The 17860-nt window shown below is 45.6% G+C and carries 18 protein-coding genes; all 18 read left to right on the top strand.

Annotated features, from left to right (window positions below; translation table 11 throughout):
• Positions 1-155 precede the first annotated feature (155 nt).
• The 18 genes from WB308_RS02200 (at position 156) to WB308_RS02115 (ending at position 17760) form a co-directional block, all read left to right on the top strand.
• A complete protein-coding gene (locus WB308_RS02200) occupies positions 156-515 on the top strand; it encodes a PepSY domain-containing protein (RefSeq protein ID WP_424188544.1) in 360 nt (119 codons plus the stop codon).
• Positions 512-1693, top strand: coding sequence for a TolC family protein (locus tag WB308_RS02195; RefSeq protein WP_424188542.1), 1182 nt, complete (start codon positions 512-514; stop codon positions 1691-1693). Before WB308_RS02200 ends, WB308_RS02195 begins: the two co-directional genes overlap by 4 nt.
• Positions 1693-2739, top strand: coding sequence for an efflux RND transporter periplasmic adaptor subunit (locus WB308_RS02190; RefSeq protein ID WP_424188540.1), 1047 nt, complete (start codon positions 1693-1695; stop codon positions 2737-2739). The genes WB308_RS02195 and WB308_RS02190 overlap by 1 nt, the downstream gene beginning before the upstream one ends.
• A complete protein-coding gene (locus tag WB308_RS02185) occupies positions 2739-5798 on the top strand; it encodes an efflux RND transporter permease subunit (protein ID WP_424188538.1) in 3060 nt (1019 codons plus the stop codon). The genes WB308_RS02190 and WB308_RS02185 overlap by 1 nt, the downstream gene beginning before the upstream one ends.
• Entirely contained in the window at positions 5795-6082 is a 288-nt protein-coding gene (locus tag WB308_RS02180) for a DUF3240 family protein (RefSeq protein WP_424188536.1), read from the top strand. Before WB308_RS02185 ends, WB308_RS02180 begins: the two co-directional genes overlap by 4 nt.
• Entirely contained in the window at positions 6083-6730 is a 648-nt protein-coding gene (locus WB308_RS02175) for a response regulator transcription factor (protein WP_424188534.1), read from the top strand.
• Complete coding sequence (locus tag WB308_RS02170) at positions 6720-7928, top strand: hypothetical protein (protein WP_424188532.1); 1209 nt, start codon at positions 6720-6722, stop codon at positions 7926-7928. The genes WB308_RS02175 and WB308_RS02170 overlap by 11 nt, the downstream gene beginning before the upstream one ends.
• A 53-nt stretch (positions 7929-7981) precedes the next feature.
• The gene (locus WB308_RS02165) at positions 7982-9583 is read left to right on the top strand and encodes a phosphoethanolamine transferase (RefSeq protein ID WP_424188530.1); all 1602 of its coding nucleotides are present in this window, start codon (positions 7982-7984) and stop codon (positions 9581-9583) included.
• A complete protein-coding gene (locus WB308_RS02160; RefSeq protein ID WP_424188528.1) occupies positions 9570-10268 on the top strand; it encodes a phosphatase PAP2 family protein in 699 nt (232 codons plus the stop codon). The genes WB308_RS02165 and WB308_RS02160 overlap by 14 nt, the downstream gene beginning before the upstream one ends.
• Positions 10269-10319: 51 nt before the next feature.
• Complete coding sequence (locus WB308_RS02155; RefSeq protein ID WP_424188526.1) at positions 10320-11045, top strand: carbonic anhydrase; 726 nt, start codon at positions 10320-10322, stop codon at positions 11043-11045.
• A gap of 33 nt (positions 11046-11078) precedes the next feature.
• Positions 11079-12578, top strand: a complete 1500-nt coding sequence (locus WB308_RS02150) for a peptide-binding protein (protein WP_424188524.1) — start codon at positions 11079-11081, stop codon at positions 12576-12578.
• A 104-nt stretch (positions 12579-12682) separates the two neighbouring features.
• On the top strand, positions 12683-13327 hold the full coding sequence (locus WB308_RS02145; protein ID WP_424188522.1) for an HAD family hydrolase: 645 nt from the start codon (positions 12683-12685) through the stop codon (positions 13325-13327).
• 125 nt (positions 13328-13452) lie between these two features.
• On the top strand, positions 13453-14010 hold the full coding sequence (locus WB308_RS02140; RefSeq protein WP_424188520.1) for a pyruvate flavodoxin oxidoreductase subunit gamma: 558 nt from the start codon (positions 13453-13455) through the stop codon (positions 14008-14010).
• A 10-nt stretch (positions 14011-14020) separates the two neighbouring features.
• Positions 14021-14434, top strand: coding sequence for a 4Fe-4S dicluster-binding protein (locus WB308_RS02135; protein ID WP_424188518.1), 414 nt, complete (start codon positions 14021-14023; stop codon positions 14432-14434).
• Positions 14434-15657, top strand: a complete 1224-nt coding sequence (locus WB308_RS02130) for a 2-oxoacid:ferredoxin oxidoreductase subunit alpha (protein ID WP_424188516.1) — start codon at positions 14434-14436, stop codon at positions 15655-15657. Before WB308_RS02135 ends, WB308_RS02130 begins: the two co-directional genes overlap by 1 nt.
• A 9-nt stretch (positions 15658-15666) precedes the next feature.
• On the top strand, positions 15667-16623 hold the full coding sequence (locus WB308_RS02125; protein WP_424188514.1) for a thiamine pyrophosphate-dependent enzyme: 957 nt from the start codon (positions 15667-15669) through the stop codon (positions 16621-16623).
• Positions 16624-16879: 256 nt separating this feature from the next.
• Entirely contained in the window at positions 16880-17407 is a 528-nt protein-coding gene (locus tag WB308_RS02120; protein WP_424188512.1) for a DUF2202 domain-containing protein, read from the top strand.
• A 158-nt stretch (positions 17408-17565) separates the two neighbouring features.
• On the top strand, positions 17566-17760 hold the full coding sequence (locus WB308_RS02115; protein WP_424188510.1) for a hypothetical protein: 195 nt from the start codon (positions 17566-17568) through the stop codon (positions 17758-17760).
• Positions 17761-17860: the final 100 nt, after the last annotated feature.

Here is a 17860-nt window from a genome sequence, read left to right as displayed (position 1 = left end):
TCATAATCTTTTAGCTCGATCACTTCATCAAAACTGTTTTTCCTATCCCAGCCGCGCATAGTGTCAAATCGCCACGAGAAGCTCGGCTTCTCATGATTTTCTCATCCATTGTTCTTATAATACTAAAATAAGAATCTGATTATGCGAGGTAAACCATGAAAGTCATTCCACTGCTTTCTCTCGTTTTTGTCTCTTTTGCTTTGCAAGGAGCAATGGGCTCTTCGGTAGAAATTCCGGTACGAGAACATATAAAATATACGTTTGGGAATCATAATGATCATCCTGTCCAAAAGCAGGAAGAAGAGCGTTATCTCCAATCTTTGGCTCCGATGCAAAGCGAAGAGATACGCAGCCGTTTCGTACAGCAAGGGTATACGATAAGTCATATACAATTGCGTGATATCACTTCTGAACTTGTGTATGAAATTTATGCTACGGATACGGCGAAAAATCGGATAAAAATGTATGCGGATCCGAAAACGGGATCAATTTTAAAAACGGAAAAAAATCAATGAAATATCTCATTTTAGGTATGTGGGTAACGCCGATTTTAAGTTACGCAATGAGTTTTAATACATTAACGGAACGTGCTTATGACGTATCGGGCGAAATGATACAAAAAGCCGGTTACGCGAATGCAATTCCGTATGAAAAGGCATCTGCACTGGCACACGATCCTCTGCGTATAGAGGGATCGGCCCGTAAAATCCGTGGAGATGACCCCGTCGATTCCGGGATGGAATATGGGGCAATGGTCGATTTCTCAGTCAAGATGCCGGGTTTTCGAAATGCCCAAGGAAGAGAGTATGACCTCCTATCATCGATGGCTGAACATGAGATAAAATCGGAGCAGGGACGCATACAGGTAGCGTTGAAACGCGATTGGCTGTTGGCAGAGCTGGAGAGGGAGAAAGTGAAAATCCTGACCCAGAAATTGGCGTTATCACGAGATGCTTACACGATCGGAAGCAAAAAAAATCAGGCCGGTCGGATGTCGCAGATGGAGCTGCTCCGGCTTGAGACCGAACGCCATAATGCCGAACAAGAGTATGCTGCAGCAAGGATGGAGTATGAACATGCACAGCATCGTTTGAAAGAAGCCATTATGAGCCATGAAGAAGTGGTTGTGGATGATCTGTCGTTTGCGTTTGTCAGTAAGGAGCAGGTGCATGAGCGCATTGATAAAGCGCTGATGATCCAGACGTTGAATCTGCGTATTGAAGAACTCGACGCGCAGATAGAGACCACACGGCGTTCGACTTTCGAATCGCTCTCCATGGGGATCGGAATGACCCGGGAGCCGACACAAAACAGTGCCGATTTTCGTGTGAGCATCCCCTTGTCGTGGAGTGAAAAAAATGAAAAGAAAATTGCGGCACTTATGAGCGAACGGAGTGCACTTGTCCAGCGCAGGGATGTGAGCACTCAGAGGTTGCGATTGAGTGTGGATGCTTTATCAGACCATCTGGCCGAGCGCGAACAGCGGATCAAAGAGATCGTATCTACAGAAAAACAGTATGAAACACTGTTTACGATGGCGCATAAAGGGCTTGAGGGAGGCGTTGTTACGCAGTTTGAATATCTGTCAACCAAAAATGCATTTTACGATCACCGTTTACGTGCACTGGAACTCAAACGCAGCTATATCGAAGAGATGAGTACAATTGAAGAGAAAATAGGGGGGATTTTGTAATGAAGCGGAGTGTATTACTGCTACTAATAACAGCAACGGCAGCGATGGCGCAAATCACAATGAGTGAAGCGCAAATGAAAAAATTGGGGATAACAACACAGAATCTCCAGGTCAGAAGTACAGCCCTCATTGGGCCGCTCATCGCGAAAATCGATTATGATGAAGATAAGTCCAAAAGCTATTTTCTCGATCAAGAAGCCTCCATTACTGCCCTCAATGTCCGGCAGGGTGATCGTGTCCAAAAAGGGCAAACCTTGTGCTCTATCGCATCTCCTTCATTGATAGCAAAGAGTTTTGAGTTGGGAGAGCTCCGCAACCGCTATCGGGCGATGCAAAACAACGCCGCAAAAGATGCAACACTCTACAAAGAGGGGGTGATTTCGTATCGCGATTACCAAACCAGCGCACTCGAAGCCTCCAGCCTACGTTCTCGTATTTCTGCGCTGGAGAGCCAATTTAGCATCGCAGGGGTTCGTCCCGGCACAAACGGTACCTTAAACGTCATTTCTCAAAAAACCGGAATCGTCACCGATGCCCCTCTCGCCGTAGCTGAGAGAATCACTCCGTATCAGCCCTATTTTAGAATTTCAGACTCGAATGCTATGGTGGCGATGATTAACGTCTCTCCCAGCCTCATTTCATCGATTTCTAAAGGAGACACCGTTCTTTCCAAGGATAATAGCCGTCCCATCGGGACGATTCTTTCTGTCTCCCCCTCCATAAGCGGTTCAACGAACTCCGCGATTGCCATTGCCCGTGTTCGTGATCCGCAGCTGCGTGCAGGGACAACGGTCGGAATGTTTGTTTCTGCCTCAAAGCCCACCACCTCTATTTTAATCCCTTCTCAGGCATTGGCTCAGTTTGGCGGAAAAACCATCTGTTTTGTCCGAAATTCGAAAGGCTTTATAGCCCAAGAACTTCGGGTTTCAGCAACGACTAAAGAGGGAATTTTGGTACGACAGAAGGGAATTGATGCCAATACCAAAGTTGCTATCAGCGGGTTAGTGATTCTAAAAGGCGCAATGAGCGGATTGGGTTTTGAGTAATGTTGCGCTCCATTATCGAGTTTTCACTCAAACAGCGGATTGTTATTTTACTGATGGCCTTCGCGATCCTCATCGCAGGGGTCTATTCGTTTCTTAAGATCCCTATCGATGCATTCCCCGATATCTCTTCAACGCAGGTAAAAATCATCCTCAAAGCTCCGGGGATGACTCCCGAAGAGGTAGAAACCAGAGTCGTTCGCCCATTGGAAGCAGAGCTGATGGGGCTGGAAAACCAGAGTATGCTCAAAAGTACCTCCAAATACGGTATTGCCGATATTACGATCGATTTCAAAGACGGAACCGATGTTTACCGCGCCCGTGCACAGGTCTCTGAAAAGCTCTCATCCGCGATGAGCTCACTCCCCACAGGGGTCAACGGAGGGATGGCACCCATCACGACTCCGCTGGGTGAGATGTTTATGTTCACCATCGAGGGAAATATCTCTCAGCAAGCCAAACGCGAATTGCTCGATTTTACCATCCGTCCCGCGCTGCGCGGAGCCAAAGGGGTTGCCGATATCAATGCTCTGGGGGGTGAAGCGCGTACCATCACCCTCGTTCCCGATGTCAGTGCTATGGGACGATTAGGGATCACCATCTCTACGCTTGAGCAAGCACTTTCCGAAAATCTCAAAAACGACGGTGCGGGGAGGCTTGACCGGGGCGATGAGGGGTATCTCGTCAAGGTGCAAAGCGGCGTCCAAAGTAAAGAAGAGATCGGAAACATCACGATCCACTCCCATAACGGTCCTATACGGATCAGCGATTTTTGTGCCGTTACCGAAGAGTCGCGCACCCGGATGGGATTCGTGACCAAAGACGGCATCGGAGAGACAACCGAGGGACTTGTCATGGCACTGCGCGGAGCAAACGCCAAAGAGAGTATTATCGATATCAAAGAACGTCTTAAACTTTTAGAACCTACCCTTCCTAAAGGGGTCACGATCGTCCCTTTTTACGATCGCAGCGAACTCACCCAAAAAGCGGTTGATACCGTCTCCAAAGCCCTCACCGAAGCGGTTGTATTGGTCGTCATCCTCTTACTCCTCTTTTTAGGAGACGTGCGTGCAGCCATCAGCGTAGCGGTGATCCTCCCGTTGGCGCTCTCCATCGCCTTTATCCTCATGCGCTACTTTGGAATCACCGCCAATCTCATGAGTTTGGGCGGCTTGGCCATTGCGGTGGGGATACTGGTAGATTCGGCGGTCGTGGTTGTCGAAAACACCTTTGCGGCATTGGGTGAAAAAGATCAAAAACTCCCCAAACTCCACCTCGTTTATCGCGCCACCAAAGAGGTCAGTGTTTCGGTATTCAGCGGATTGCTCATCATCTCCGTCGTCTTTTTACCGCTACTTTCACTGGAAGGGTTAGAGGGAAAACTCTTTGCTCCGGTTGCGATGACGATCGTCTTTGCACTGATGGGCTCACTGCTCCTTTCACTGACGGTCATTCCCGTCGTGGCTTCGTTGCTGCTCAAATCAACGCCGCACCATGAGACACGGATCGATTTGTTTTTTGCCCGTCTTTACAAACCGTTGCTCTCCTTTGCCCTTAATCGAACCAAAACACTCTTTATTGGGGCGATTATTTTCCTCATACTCAGTTTTTCCCTCTTTACGCTGGTGGGTAAAACCTTTATGCCTACTCTCGATGAGGGGGATATCATTCTAGCCGTCGAGCCTATCCCTTCTATCTCGCTCGAAGCGTCCAAAGAGCTCAACCTCGCCATTCAAAAAGAGCTGTTGAAAAACATTCCGGAGATCAAAACCATCGTCGCTCGTACCGGGACGGATGAGATGGGTCTGGATCCGATGACGCTCAACCAAACCGATACCTTTTTGATCCTCAAACCTAAAGAGGAGTGGAAAGCGGCTTCCAAAGAGGAGATACTCCACAATATTACCCTGGCGCTCAAACCTTTTACAGGGGTAGGATTTAGCTTTACCCAACCCATCGATATGCGTATCTCTGAGATGCTTACCGGCTCGCGCGGCGATTTGGCCATCAAAATTTTCGGCCCCGATATCAACACCCTGAATACCCTCAGTGCTCAAGTGGGAAGTCTTCTGGAAAACATTCAAGGCTCCAGCGAGGTGATCGTCACCCTCAATGCGGGGATCAATTATCTCACCGTAACCCCCGATCGCTTTGCCACGGCCAATACAGGGGTGAGCAGCGGTGAACTGCAGCAATTTCTCAAAGCTTCATTGGAGGGGATTATCGTCGATACGCTGAGTGAGGGGAATATCCGTACCCCGGTCATGATCCGGCTTGAGAGTGACATTGCCAAAGATTATGACAAATTCAGCGCACTCGAGATTCCTCTCATGGAGGGGGGAAGCGTCCCCCTTGCCAGCGTTGCGAATATCACCCAAACCGAAGGGCCCGTACAGGTCATTCGTGAAAACAATGAACGGCTGAGTGTGGTGCGCTCCAATGTAGAGAACCGGGATTTGGTCGGATTTGTCGAAGAGGCAAAACAAAAAATCAACACGACTATTAAACTTCCCGATGGCTACCACATCACCTACGGAGGGCAGTTTGAAAATCAGCAGCGCTCTTCGGCACGATTGATGGCGGTGGTTCCCGTGAGCATCGTGGTGATTTTCTTCATCCTCTTTTTTACGTTCCGTTCCGTGAGCAACACCCTGCTCATCTTGCTCAATATCCCTTTTGCGATTACGGGGGGAATTATCTCCTTGTTTATCAGCGGAGAATACCTCTCTGTCCCCGCATCGGTCGGATTTATAGCCCTCTTTGGGATTGCCGTACTCAACGGGGTCGTTATGGTGAGCTACTTCAACACATTGCTTGCCAATGGCTACACCATCGACGAAGCGGTAGGCGAAGGAGCACGCAGACGGCTTCGCCCCGTACTGATGACGGCGTTTATCGCAGCACTCGGACTGCTGCCGTTGTTGTTTGCCACCGGGGTCGGAAGCGAGATCCAAAAACCGCTTGCCATCGTAGTGCTGGGAGGATTGGTCACTTCAACGATTCTTACCCTCCTGATTTTGCCGCCTGCCTTTAAAATGATCTACAATCGAGGACAAAAATGAGCTTGAACGGAATGGATATTTACTTTGAAATCGCCAATAAAGATACATTGGTTGATTTATTGCTGGAAGAAGGATATGATGATTTTTACTTTTTCCCATGTAAACGCTACGGTGCCGGAGCCTTTTTGGTCAGCACGGAAGAACAAGTAAGCGCGAGACGGGATTTTGGATTGTTTCGCCTTTTTCTGCAAAAAGCGGAAGCGATCGTTCTCGCGTCTGCTATCAAAAAAGAATTAAAAGACAAAACGATCAAGATATTCATAAATGAGGTAAAAGAGCTGTAAATGCGTATTTTAATTGCCGACGATGAAAAAGAGTTATTAGCATTACTGCAGCTGTCCCTGGGCAAAGATTGGGTTGTGGATACCGCATCGGAAGTGGATGAGGCAAAAGGGTATATTGACGCATTTAACTATGCGGTGGTTATCCTGGATCGGACATTTCACGGAGTCGATCGGGTCAAAGAGCTGATTGAGTACACTAAAATGAAAAACTCCCAAACGGCGGTCCTGGTGGTGAGCGCTCTTGGGGAGGTCGATGATAAAGTGGAAGGTTTCGGATACGGTGCGGATGACTATCTCGAAAAACCTTTTGACATTAAAGAACTGCGTGCGCGTATCAGTGCCCTTTCCCGTCGTTTTGTCGTGCACCACGTTGAGATCGAAGGGATTGTGATTGATCCGACGCATCAGTCGCTGAGCAAAGAGGGTGAAGCGATTATTTTGAGCAAAAGCGAGCATGAACTCTTCTTTTACCTTCTTTCTAAAGCGCCTCAAATCGTTTCGCGGGAAGAGATTTTAGACGCTTTGTACGATAATCCTCAAAACATCACCTCGAATGCCGTGGATGAGTTGGTTGCACGTCTTCGCAAAAAATTGGACCCGAAAGTGATAAAAACCGTTAAAACACGAGGATTTGTGATTGAAATTTAGCTATTTTAATTCGTTAAAACTCAAAATTACTCTCATATTCTCATTTTTAATGGCCATTGCTTTTTGGATCAACTGGCAGGTAGCGATTCAGACCATTCATGATGAAAAAGTGGAAGACTTGGAACAAGTACTGAGCCATTTGCTGATTGAGAGCCGTGATGAATATATTCTGGAACCCCTTAGTGCTACGAGTGATTTGCATTTTTTGCATACGATACCGCATAATGTGTTGATTTTAAAAGATTCAGAAGCGAGTCAGGTCCGTTTTTTGGTTAAGTCGATTCCCTATACTCCTGAAAAAAATGAAGTCAGCGTTTCGATTCCTTTAGAAAATGGGGTCTATTTGAACGCTATTAGCAATCACGCCAAAATTGATGCGTCGGTGGCCAAATACGGGTCCAAATTGATGGTCCGTTATCTGACATCCCTTTTGGTTATTCTCATTATAAGTTTCATTTTGCTTCAACGCTATATGCGCCCTTTAGGGATTTTGGCTGAGCGCTCACGCGGATGGAGAAGCGGGGATACGTTTGAATTTTCGATCCATAATGCGGGTCAGGAAATCGATGAACTCTCACAGGCATTTTCCGCTTTGGTGCATCGGCTGGAAGGGTTTCGCGCAAAAGAAAAAGCACTTTTTAAAGAGATGGCGCATGAGCTTAAAACCCCGATTGCTTTGATGCGGGCACGTCTGGATGTTTACGAGAGCAGCGATCATTTCACCAAAGATAAAATGCTTGACGAATTGGGCCATGATATTGAACGGCTTATGTCGGAACTTAAAAATGTGCTGTTTTTTGAAAGTACCGATTTTGAGGACCCTCAATCTTTTGAGATGGCGGATATTTTAGCTGAGGTTATTAAGAAAGTTGACATTCTTTCCCAGCGGCGCAGTTTAAAAATTATTCTCTCTCCCGAGAGTTTTCATCTCCACGCACCGCGTAAAATATTTTTGAAAGTGATTAGAGCCTTGATCGAAAATTCACTGACCTACGCAAAAGAAGAGAGTGAAATTATCATTAATGTGGATCCCGTCAAAAAATCATTGACTATCAATAATCGAAAAGGGGGTGAAAAATACCTCTTTAGTTCTAAAATAGGGCAAAAGATGCTTGATCGAGTGAGCCCGGAAATTGGAATAGGCTACCAAATATGTGACGAAGAAGAGTGGTATCGTGTCCGCGTATCCATTTTATAGCTAAATCTTATTGAATAATACTTATAATTGCATTTATATAAAGGAAAATAAAGATGTTCAAATGTTTTAAGAACCCCTGCCGAAGTCGTACCGTTATTATTGCGGTCGCGTTATTTTTAGTCTTATTTACCAACAGTGCATTTTTTAAACATGTCCTCCAAATTTATCCGCTAACGTGGAGCAGCGCACCGATGATTGTATCACTCGGAGTGGTTCTGATGGCGGTTCAGGTGGTTCTATTCACCCTTCTGGGCTCCCGTTATCTCCTCAAACCGCTTTTGATTACGGTCTTGCTCTTATCCTCATTGGTCGCCTATTTTATGAATACGTACGACATTGTTGTCGATACCCATATGATTCAAAATATTTTGGAGACGAATATCAATGAATCGATGGATTTGTTGAGCATTCAGCAAGTCCTTTATTTCTTGCTATTGGGGGTTGTCCCCTCGATTATCGTTTACCGGGTGAAGATCAAGCCGTTGCCGCTAAAAGCTTCCCTTCTTGATAAATTGAAAACAATCAGTATCGCCTTGGCCGTTATTGTGGTGGTTGTTTTTGCATTCAGCAAATTTTACACCTCTTTTTTCAGAGAACACAAACCGCTCCGTTTTTACACCAATCCGACATTTTATCTTTATTCGATCGGGCAATACGTCAACCAGTCCTTTTCTCATGAGATGAGCGGAATTCAGCCGATCGGGCAGGATGCACGGATTGCGGAAGATGATGGCCATCGGGAACTGGTGATTTTAGTCGTCGGTGAAGCGGTCCGGGCGGATCATGTTTCCCTCAACGGCTACTCCCGAGAAACGACGCCGTTGCTCAAAAAAGAGGATATTATTAATTTCCCCCATTTTACCTCCTGCGGTACGGAAACGGCGATTTCCGTCCCCTGTATGTTCTCCTCTTTCGGGCGGGAAGATTACGACAAAGACATTGCCAAACATACCGAAAACGTTCTGGATGTTTTGAAACGGACGGGTACTCACGTTCTGTGGCGCGATAATAACTCCGATTCCAAAGGGGTTGCTTTAAGGGTGACCTACGAAGATTTCAAGTCTCCCGATAAAAACACGATGTGCGAAGAGGGAGAGTGTCGGGATGAGGGGATGCTGGTAGGACTCCAGGAGTATATCGATGCCCATCCAAAAGGGGATATCGTCATCGTCTTGCACCAGATGGGCAATCACGGCCCGGCCTATTACAAACGCTATCCCAAAGCATTCGAAAAATATACACCGGTATGCAAAACGAATCAGCTCGAAGAGTGCTCTCAAGAGGAGATTGTCAACGCATACGATAATGCCATCCTCTACACCGACTATTTCCTCTCCAAAGTGATCGGTTTGCTCAAACAAAATGATCCGAAATTTGAAACGGCGATGTTTTACCTGAGTGATCACGGCGAATCTTTGGGGGAAAAAGGGCTTTACCTGCATGGATTTCCGTATGCCATTGCCCCTGAGGCGCAAAAACATGTTCCAGCTGTAATGTGGTTTGGAAAACAGTTTGCCGTCGATAGAGAGGCATTAAAACGCCATGCGACACAGAAATTTACCCACGATTCGTTCTTCCATACGATACTGGGATTTGTAGAAGTAAACAGCTCGGTATACCGTTCCGAACTCGATATCCTCCATGGTGCCCGCTAAACACGTTTGGCTCACGGCCGCCGTATTGGTCGCAGCTGTCGTGTTTTTTGGAATAAGCGGGGTGGATGTTTGGGTGCAGAAACATTTTTACAATCCCTTTTTGAATCAGTGGCTTGTCGATTCGAATGACCCGCTCCCTAAGCTTCTTTTTTATGACGGTCTTAAACGGCTGTTGATCGTGATCGGCATCTTTTTGCTGTTTGGATCCATTGTCGCATGGAAACGCCCTTTTTTCAAGCCGTATCGGCATGGGATGGTGATCGTACTCCTCGCTTCGGTACTGGTCCCCGTAGTGGTCGGATCTTTAAAAGCGGTGACGAACATGCCTTGCCCGAAAAATCTGGAAATTTTCGGCGGAGACTACCCTCACACCTGCGTCTGGGAAAAATACGGAAACACGGTTTGCCCGAAAGAGAAGATTAAATGTTGGCCTGCCGGCCATGCGAGCGGCGGGTTTGCCTTGCTCTCGATGGTATTTTTGTTTCGTTCTCAAAAAGCAAAAATAGCCGCTGCTTCTACGGCCATGGTGATCGGATGGAGTATGGGGAGCTATAAGATGTTGATTGGGGACCACTTTCTGAGCCATACAGCCATTACGATGCTTCTGGCCTGGTTTGTTATTGTCCTTATTGTGCGGGGAGTAGATTATGGGGAGCGGAAGAGATGGATCCGTTTGACCTCATAAGGATTATTCGATAATATACCAAAAATTTCATGGTTGCGGGGAAATATTCAGATGAAAAATATAGTGAAAACGTCATTGCTTGTTGCTTTGATATCGGTTGTGGGATATGCGAATGAACACCATTCAGCACCCCATTGGGATTATGATGCGCATGGCCCGGCATGTTGGGGTGAGTTTGCGCAGGAGTGCCAAACGGGACATATGCAATCTCCGATTGACATTAAAAGTGGCAAACATCTCCCCCTTAAAGGGTCATTCGTTTTAAAAATGAATGAAGACGTTCACACGACTGCCGATGTTGTCGATAATGGACATGCCATTCAGGCCAATGTCAATAATGGCGGCAAACTTGTTATTGATGGACGTGAATATACATTGGTACAGTTTCATTTCCATGGGCACAGTGAACATACGATTGACGGAAAACAGTATGCCTTGGAAGGGCATTTGGTCCATAAAAGTGCTGATGGTCATTTAGCCGTTGTCGGTGTTATGTTCAAGGAAGGGGATAATAATCCGGTATTGGATAATGTGTTGGGGGGAATCGGACGTACGATTCGCATTGATCCTCAGGATTTATTGCCGGAGGATAAAAAGCATTATTATCACTACATCGGTTCGTTGACGACACCTCCATGTACTGAAGGGGTACAGTGGTATGTTCTTAAAAAGCCGGTTACCGCGTCGAAAGACCAAATTAAAACGATGCGAGACCATTATGCGCATAATTTCCGCCCGGTGCAACCGATCTATGATCGTAAGCTGGAAGCCAAATAGATGGTATAATCTCACCCAAAAAACGGGCTGAGATTGAAACTTTTACTCCTTCTTTTACAGAGTGTCTGGCTGATCGCTTCGACACTTCATCTCAGTGCCTCTTCGAATCCTGCACGTCTTAACCCCTTGATTGCTACCGATTCCGCCAGTTCGTCCATCGCCGGATTTTTGTTTAACTCTTTGGTGAAATACGATGAAACAGGCCAGAAAATTATCGGAGATTTAGCCGAATCGTACCGTTTTGTAACCCCGACACTCATCGAGTTTAAACTCCGCCGAGGGGTGAAATGGCATGATGGAAAACCTTTCACGGCTTCGGATGTCGTGTTCACGTATGATTTGATCAAATCCCCCAAAACGATTACCCCTTATACGTCTGATTTCAGGGTCATTAAAAAAGTGACGGCAATCGATGATTATACCCTTCACATTTCTTACGAGAAACCCTATTTTAAAGCGTTGGAAATATGGATGATGGGGATTGTTCCTCGCCATATTCTGCACCGCGAAAATGATATTATGGGGTCAAAATTTAATACCGCTCCCATAGGGACGGGGCCTTATGTCCTGAAAAAACTGGAGTTTTCAAAACAGATTGTGTTGGAAGCCAATCCTCACTATTTTGAACACCGTCCCAAGATTGATAAAATTGTTTTTCATGTGATAAGCGATCCGATGACGCGGTTTTTGATGCTTAAATCGGGCCAGATCGACGTGGACGGCTTGGAACCGATGCAGTATGAGCGACAGCTGGATAAATCGTTTCATGACCGTTTTGCGACAGCGGAACTCCCCTCACACAGCTATACGTATCTGGGATTTAATCTTCGGCTTAAAAAATTCAAAGATCCGAGAGTGCGTGAAGCGTTGTCGCTGGCGATTGATCGGGACGCATTGATCGATGTGCTGTTTCTAGGCCACGGCAATGTTTGCACCGGCCCTTTTTTGCCGGGGAGCAAGGGATTCAACGAGCACATAAAATCTCCAAAACGTAATCTTATGAAAGCTAAAGCACTCCTCAAATCCGCAGGCTACAGTGCGGCTCATCCTTTGGAATTCGAGATTGCCACCTCAAATTCGAATGCCATCCGTCCGTATGCCGCCGAGATTATCCAAAGACAGCTGCTCGATGTCGGGGTCAGAGTGACCCTTCGGGTCATGGAGTGGCAGGCATTTTTGAATACCGTTGTCTCCCCGCGTAAATTTGATTCGGTATTGCTGGGATGGTCTCTCTCGCTGAGTCCGGATCCGTATGCGCTATGGCATTCGCAGAGTGATGTTCCGGGGGGATTTAATCTCGTAGGATACCATTCGGTCTCCACGGATAAACTGATTGAGCGTATGGAAAATTCGACCGATTCTGAGAGAATCGCATCGTTGCAGCGTCAGATTTTTGCACGTATTGTCGGAGATAATCCGTATCTATTTTTGGTGATTCCCAATGAAATTAATGTCTATAGCCGCCGTATTTCAGGCATTAAGCCGACCATCAACGGTATATGGGAAGATTATATCGACTGGGAAAAGAAATAAAATCGCAAGCGATTTTTGGCTCTCTGCCGAAGAGAACTAAGTGTTAACATAGCCAATCGGGACGAGTTCCGATGGCGTTTAAAACAATAAGATTGGGAAAAGAAATGAAAAAGATTATATTGTTTGATTTGGACGGAACCTTGATCGATTCAACGGAAGCCATTTTAGAGAGTTTTCAACACGCCCTTAAAAAACACGGAAAGCAAACCCCGATCAGTGACACCCTGATTACCTCTCAAATCGGACATACTTTAGAGACGATGTTCGCGGGTGTCGGGATCGAAGAGGCGATGATTGATGAGCATGTGGCGACGTACAAACTATATTATCGCGAAATCTCGCGTCAAAAAACGGTGTTGCTTCCGGGGGCTATGGAAGCCGTTCGAACCGCGTCACAATTCGCCCGATTAGGGATCGTGACGACAAAAACAGGGCTCTATTCGCGGGAATTAATGGAACATTTCGAGATGATGCACTATTTTGAGGTATTGATCGGTCGTGAACATGTTGAAAACCCCAAGCCGCACCCTGAACCGATTTTAAAAGCCTTGGAACAGATGGGTCAGCCTGTCTCATCGGTGTGGATGATTGGAGATACACGGCTGGATATCGAAGCATCCAAACGCGCCGGAATCGAATGTGTAGCGGTCACGAGCGGTTATGATAATAAGGAACAATTATTAACATTAACAGATATTATAAAAAATGATGCCCTCGAAGCGGTACAATACATCGCTCAGAGGGGATGAAAGTAACATTTCGTCTTTGGTTTTTAAGCTCGTAAAAGGTGAAAAGCTACATTTAAGAGCAACTTTCATAGAATACGTCTACTGATTAAAATTAAACTTAAGAACTTAAGTCAGAGGGAGAATTCATGCTAGAAATTCGATGGCATAGTCGTGCCGGACAAGGCGCTGTAACCGGTGCCAAAGGTTTGGCCGATGTTGTATCTACCACCGGTAAGCATGTTCAAGCATTTGCATTTTACGGTTCCGCTAAACGTGGAGCTGCGATGACGGCATATAATCGTGTTGATGATAAAGTCATCATGAACCATGAAAAATTCATGGCTCCCGATTATGTTTTGGTAATTGACCCTGCACTTGTTTACATCGCAGATATTACGGCAAATGAAAAAGAGAGTACTGTCTATATCGTAACAACGCATATGAGTACCGAAGAGTTGATCGCGTCACAGCCAAAACTCGCAGGGAAAAAAGTTTTTACGGTTGACTGTATTAAAATCTCACAAGAGACAATTGGAAAAGCAATTCCTAATACACCGATGTTAGGTGCTTTGATGAAAGTATCGGGAATGTACGAGATGGATTTTTTCAAAGAGAACATGATACGGGTATTGAAAAAACTACCTCAAAAAATCATTGATGCCAACATGATCGCGATTCAACGCGCGTATGATGAAGTAAAATAAGGAGAATCGCATGGAAAATAGAGGATGGGATGGATTTGAAATCGGTGCCATGCTCCGTTCGTTTGACGGAGCAACACGCGATATTGCGACCACATTGCCTGAAGATCGACCTTATTCACAATCGAACTCGTTTACGGCAAGTGTAGCGGACTGGCGTATCGAAAAGCCTTTGTTCAACAAAGATTACTGTATCGATTGTCAATTTTGCTGGATTTATTGCCCGGATATGTCAATCATCGCGCGCGATAAGAAAATGATCGGGATTGATTTTGACCACTGTAAAGGGTGTGGAATCTGTGTCGAGGTTTGTCCGACAAATCCAAAATCGTTGTTGATGTTCCCGGAACAAAAAGACGAAGAAGCAGCACTTGCCGAATGGCCTAAAAAAGAGAAAAAAGCTGATACTGTAGTGGAGGAAGACTAATGGCAGATACAATGGAACTACGCGATATTGAAGTCTGGGATGGTAACATGGCGGCAAGCCAAGCACTTCGTCAAGTACAAGTTGACGTTGTTGCCGCTTATCCGATCACTCCATCGACTCCTATCGTTGAAAATTACGCAGGTTTTACGGCAAACGGCTACGTAGACGGTGAGTTCGTTATGACCGAATCTGAGCATGGTGCAATGTCATGTTGTATCGGTGCGGCAGCCGCAGGCGGACGTGTTGCTACAGCAACCAGTTCACAAGGTTTTGCCTTGATGGTTGAGACCCTTTATTCAGCATCAGGTATGCGTTTACCGATCGTTTTGAACGTTGTTAACCGTGCTATCGGTGCACCACTAAACGTTAACGGCGATCACTCCGATATGTATATGGGACGTGATAGCGGTTGGATTCAACTCGATTCATACTGTCCTCAAGAAGCGTATGACATGAACTTTATCGCTTTCAGAGTTTCTGAAGATCATGATGTCCGTTTACCGGCGATGGTTCACCAAGACGGGTTTATGACTTCTCATACGGCTCAGGGAGTTCACACGCTTACCGATGAAGCGGCGTATAACTTCGTGGGTGAGTATAAACCTATGAATGACATGTTGGATCTTGATCATCCGGTAACTCACGGGGTTCAGACGGAAGAAGACTGGCATTTTGAACACAAAGCGCGCCAGCAGCATGCTTTGATGACCGCGGTACTTCCAAAAATTCAAGCGGCTTTCGATGATTTTGAAAAATTGACAGGACGTAAGTACAACCTTGTTGAGACCTATAACATGGACGATGCCGAAGTTGCCGTCGTATGTATGGGAACATCAGTTGAAACGGCGCGTGAAGTAGCCGAAGAGATGCGTACGCAGCACGGTATCAAAGCTGGTGTTGTCGGTATTCGAGTATTTCGTCCATGGCCATTGGAACAAATCGCAGCGGTATTGAAAGATGTTAAAGCAATCGCGGCATTGGATCGTTCAAGCCCGCACGGTACCGTTGGTGCATTGTTCAATGAAATTTCTGGTTCACTGTTCAACACTGACACCAAAGCGGTTCTTACCAACTATATTTATGGATTGGGCGGACGTGATTTGACGAAAGCACATTTAGTAGGGATCTTTACGGAACTCAAAGCAAATGCGGATGCACTCAAACCGACGACTCCGTTGCAACAATATATCGGCCTTCGCGGACCGAAACTCTCTTTTTTCTAAGGGGCACTTATGTCAGAAATTAAAAAAATTAAAAACCTCAAAGAGTTTTCCACTTCGGCGGACCGCTTTGAGGGGGCTAACCTTCTTTGCCCGGGCTGTGCTCACTCGATTATTGTTCGTGAAGTGCTCAACGCAACGAATGACGATTTGATCCTTGCGGCATCAACCGGATGTTTGGAAGTGTGTACGGCAGTGTATCCGTATACGTCATGGGATGCTTCATGGATTCATATCGGATTTGAAAATGGTTCATCTGCGGTAGCAGGTGCAGAAGCAATGTACAAAGCGCTCAAAACAAAAGGGCGTTTGAAACAACCGGATCGCGTACCTAAATTCGTCGCATTCGGCGGTGACGGTGCGACTTACGATATCGGTTTCCAATGGATCTCAGGATGTTTCGAGCGCGGACATAATATGATGTACGTTTGTTTGGATAATGAAGTCTATGCGAACACGGGTGGACAGCGTTCCTCTTCTACTCCGATCGGTGCATCAGCAACGACAACTCCTGCCGGACGCGTCAGCTACGGTGAAAAGAAAAACAAAAAAGACATGATGGCGATTATGGCGGCACACGGTGCTCCATACGTTGCCCAAGTTGCTCCGAATAAATGGAAAGACATGGTAGCTAAAATCCAAAAAGGGTTTGCTGCCGAGGGTCCAGTATTTATCAATGCAATGTCTGCATGTACCACAGAGTGGAAATTTGCTCCGGAAGATACCATCGCGATTTCAGATTTGGCAACCGATTCGTTGGTTTTCCCATTGTATGAAATTATCGACGGAACTCAACTAAACATCACTTACCGTCCGAAAAATATTATTCCGGTTCGTGATTATCTCGGTGCACAAGGGCGTTTCAAACACCTTTTCACCAAACAATACGAATATCTCATCGAAGAGTGGCAAGCTCGTGTCGATGCGAAATGGGATTATCTCCAACGCCGCGAAGAGGCAAGTGTCTAAAGACACTGCCTTCTTCTCTTTCTTTTACTTTTTCTTTCTTTCTTTCTTTCTTTGATCATTTTTAAATCCCTCTTTTAGCGTTCTGTGTGTATCTAAACCTCCGTCTCTCCTTAACACTAAACTAACACTTTAGCATTAAACTATCACCGAGAAAAAGAAGTGATTCAGAAGTGTGGGATGGAAATTTTTTTCATGATTTCTTCATCTCAAATACATAAAATGTCTAGAATGACATACCAATCAGGAGAATAAAAAGATGAATAGACGGAATTTTTTTGGGGTTGCAGCAGCAGTAGCATTAAGTGTCCCGGCATTCGCGGGAAGAACCACCACAACCGTTACCTTGACGGCAGCACAGAAAGCGACATTGCTCTTTATGTATCAGGAAGAAAAAGTAGCGCGTGATGTTTACATCACTTTGGGTAAAAAGTATCCGAGTGCGTCCACATTTACCAATATTCAGCTTTCAGAGCAGACGCACATGGATTCGGTAGAGAAACTGTGCATTAAATACGGTGTCAATATCTCAGGTGTCAATGAAACTGAAATCGGGGTATTTGTTCTTCCTGAGCTTCAAAGTTTGTACGATACCCTCGTAAAACAAGGGTTGGTCTCTTTGCTTGAGGGATTGAAAGTCGGTGTCGCAATCGAAGAAAAAGATATCAAAGATATCTTAGACGCAGAAGTGGGGATGCCTAAAGATGTCGTCACGGTGTTTGAAAATCTTCGTGCCGGTTCAATCAGTCACTTGGATGCATTCAACAAAGCGGTTGCGGCTTTATAATAAAAACAGTAGCACGGAGACCGTGCTACTTCTCTTCTAGCTGGATTTAATCTTCTACGTATTATCTGATATTGCATACAATTTGGTACTATCATTTTGGAATCATCTTTGCTTTATCTGTACCAATAAAATAAGTATTGGGAAAAAAAATGTATCGCATGACCTATAATCATACCGGAGTAACCGGATGTTCAGCACGTGGCATCGCCAAGCGTGAAAGTGTCCATGAACTTCAAGAACTCGCAGAACAATTAAAAGATTCCATCTGTAATATTCGCATTGAAAAAATTAAAGATGAGACACACCCGTATCTTCCAATGGACATATTTGTCAACATGAAAGAGCTTCGTTGAGACGGTAAAGATTCTTCACTAATTTTATACCTTTGTGTTAATCGCCAACTTTTAGCGATGCGAGGATGAAATATGTTACTATTGCCTCAATCAAAGAATG

It is taken from the genome of Sulfuricurvum sp., assembly GCF_049587615.1.
Lineage (GTDB): Bacteria > Campylobacterota > Campylobacteria > Campylobacterales > Sulfurimonadaceae > Sulfuricurvum.
This window is presented reverse-complemented; position numbering and strand designations above follow the sequence as displayed.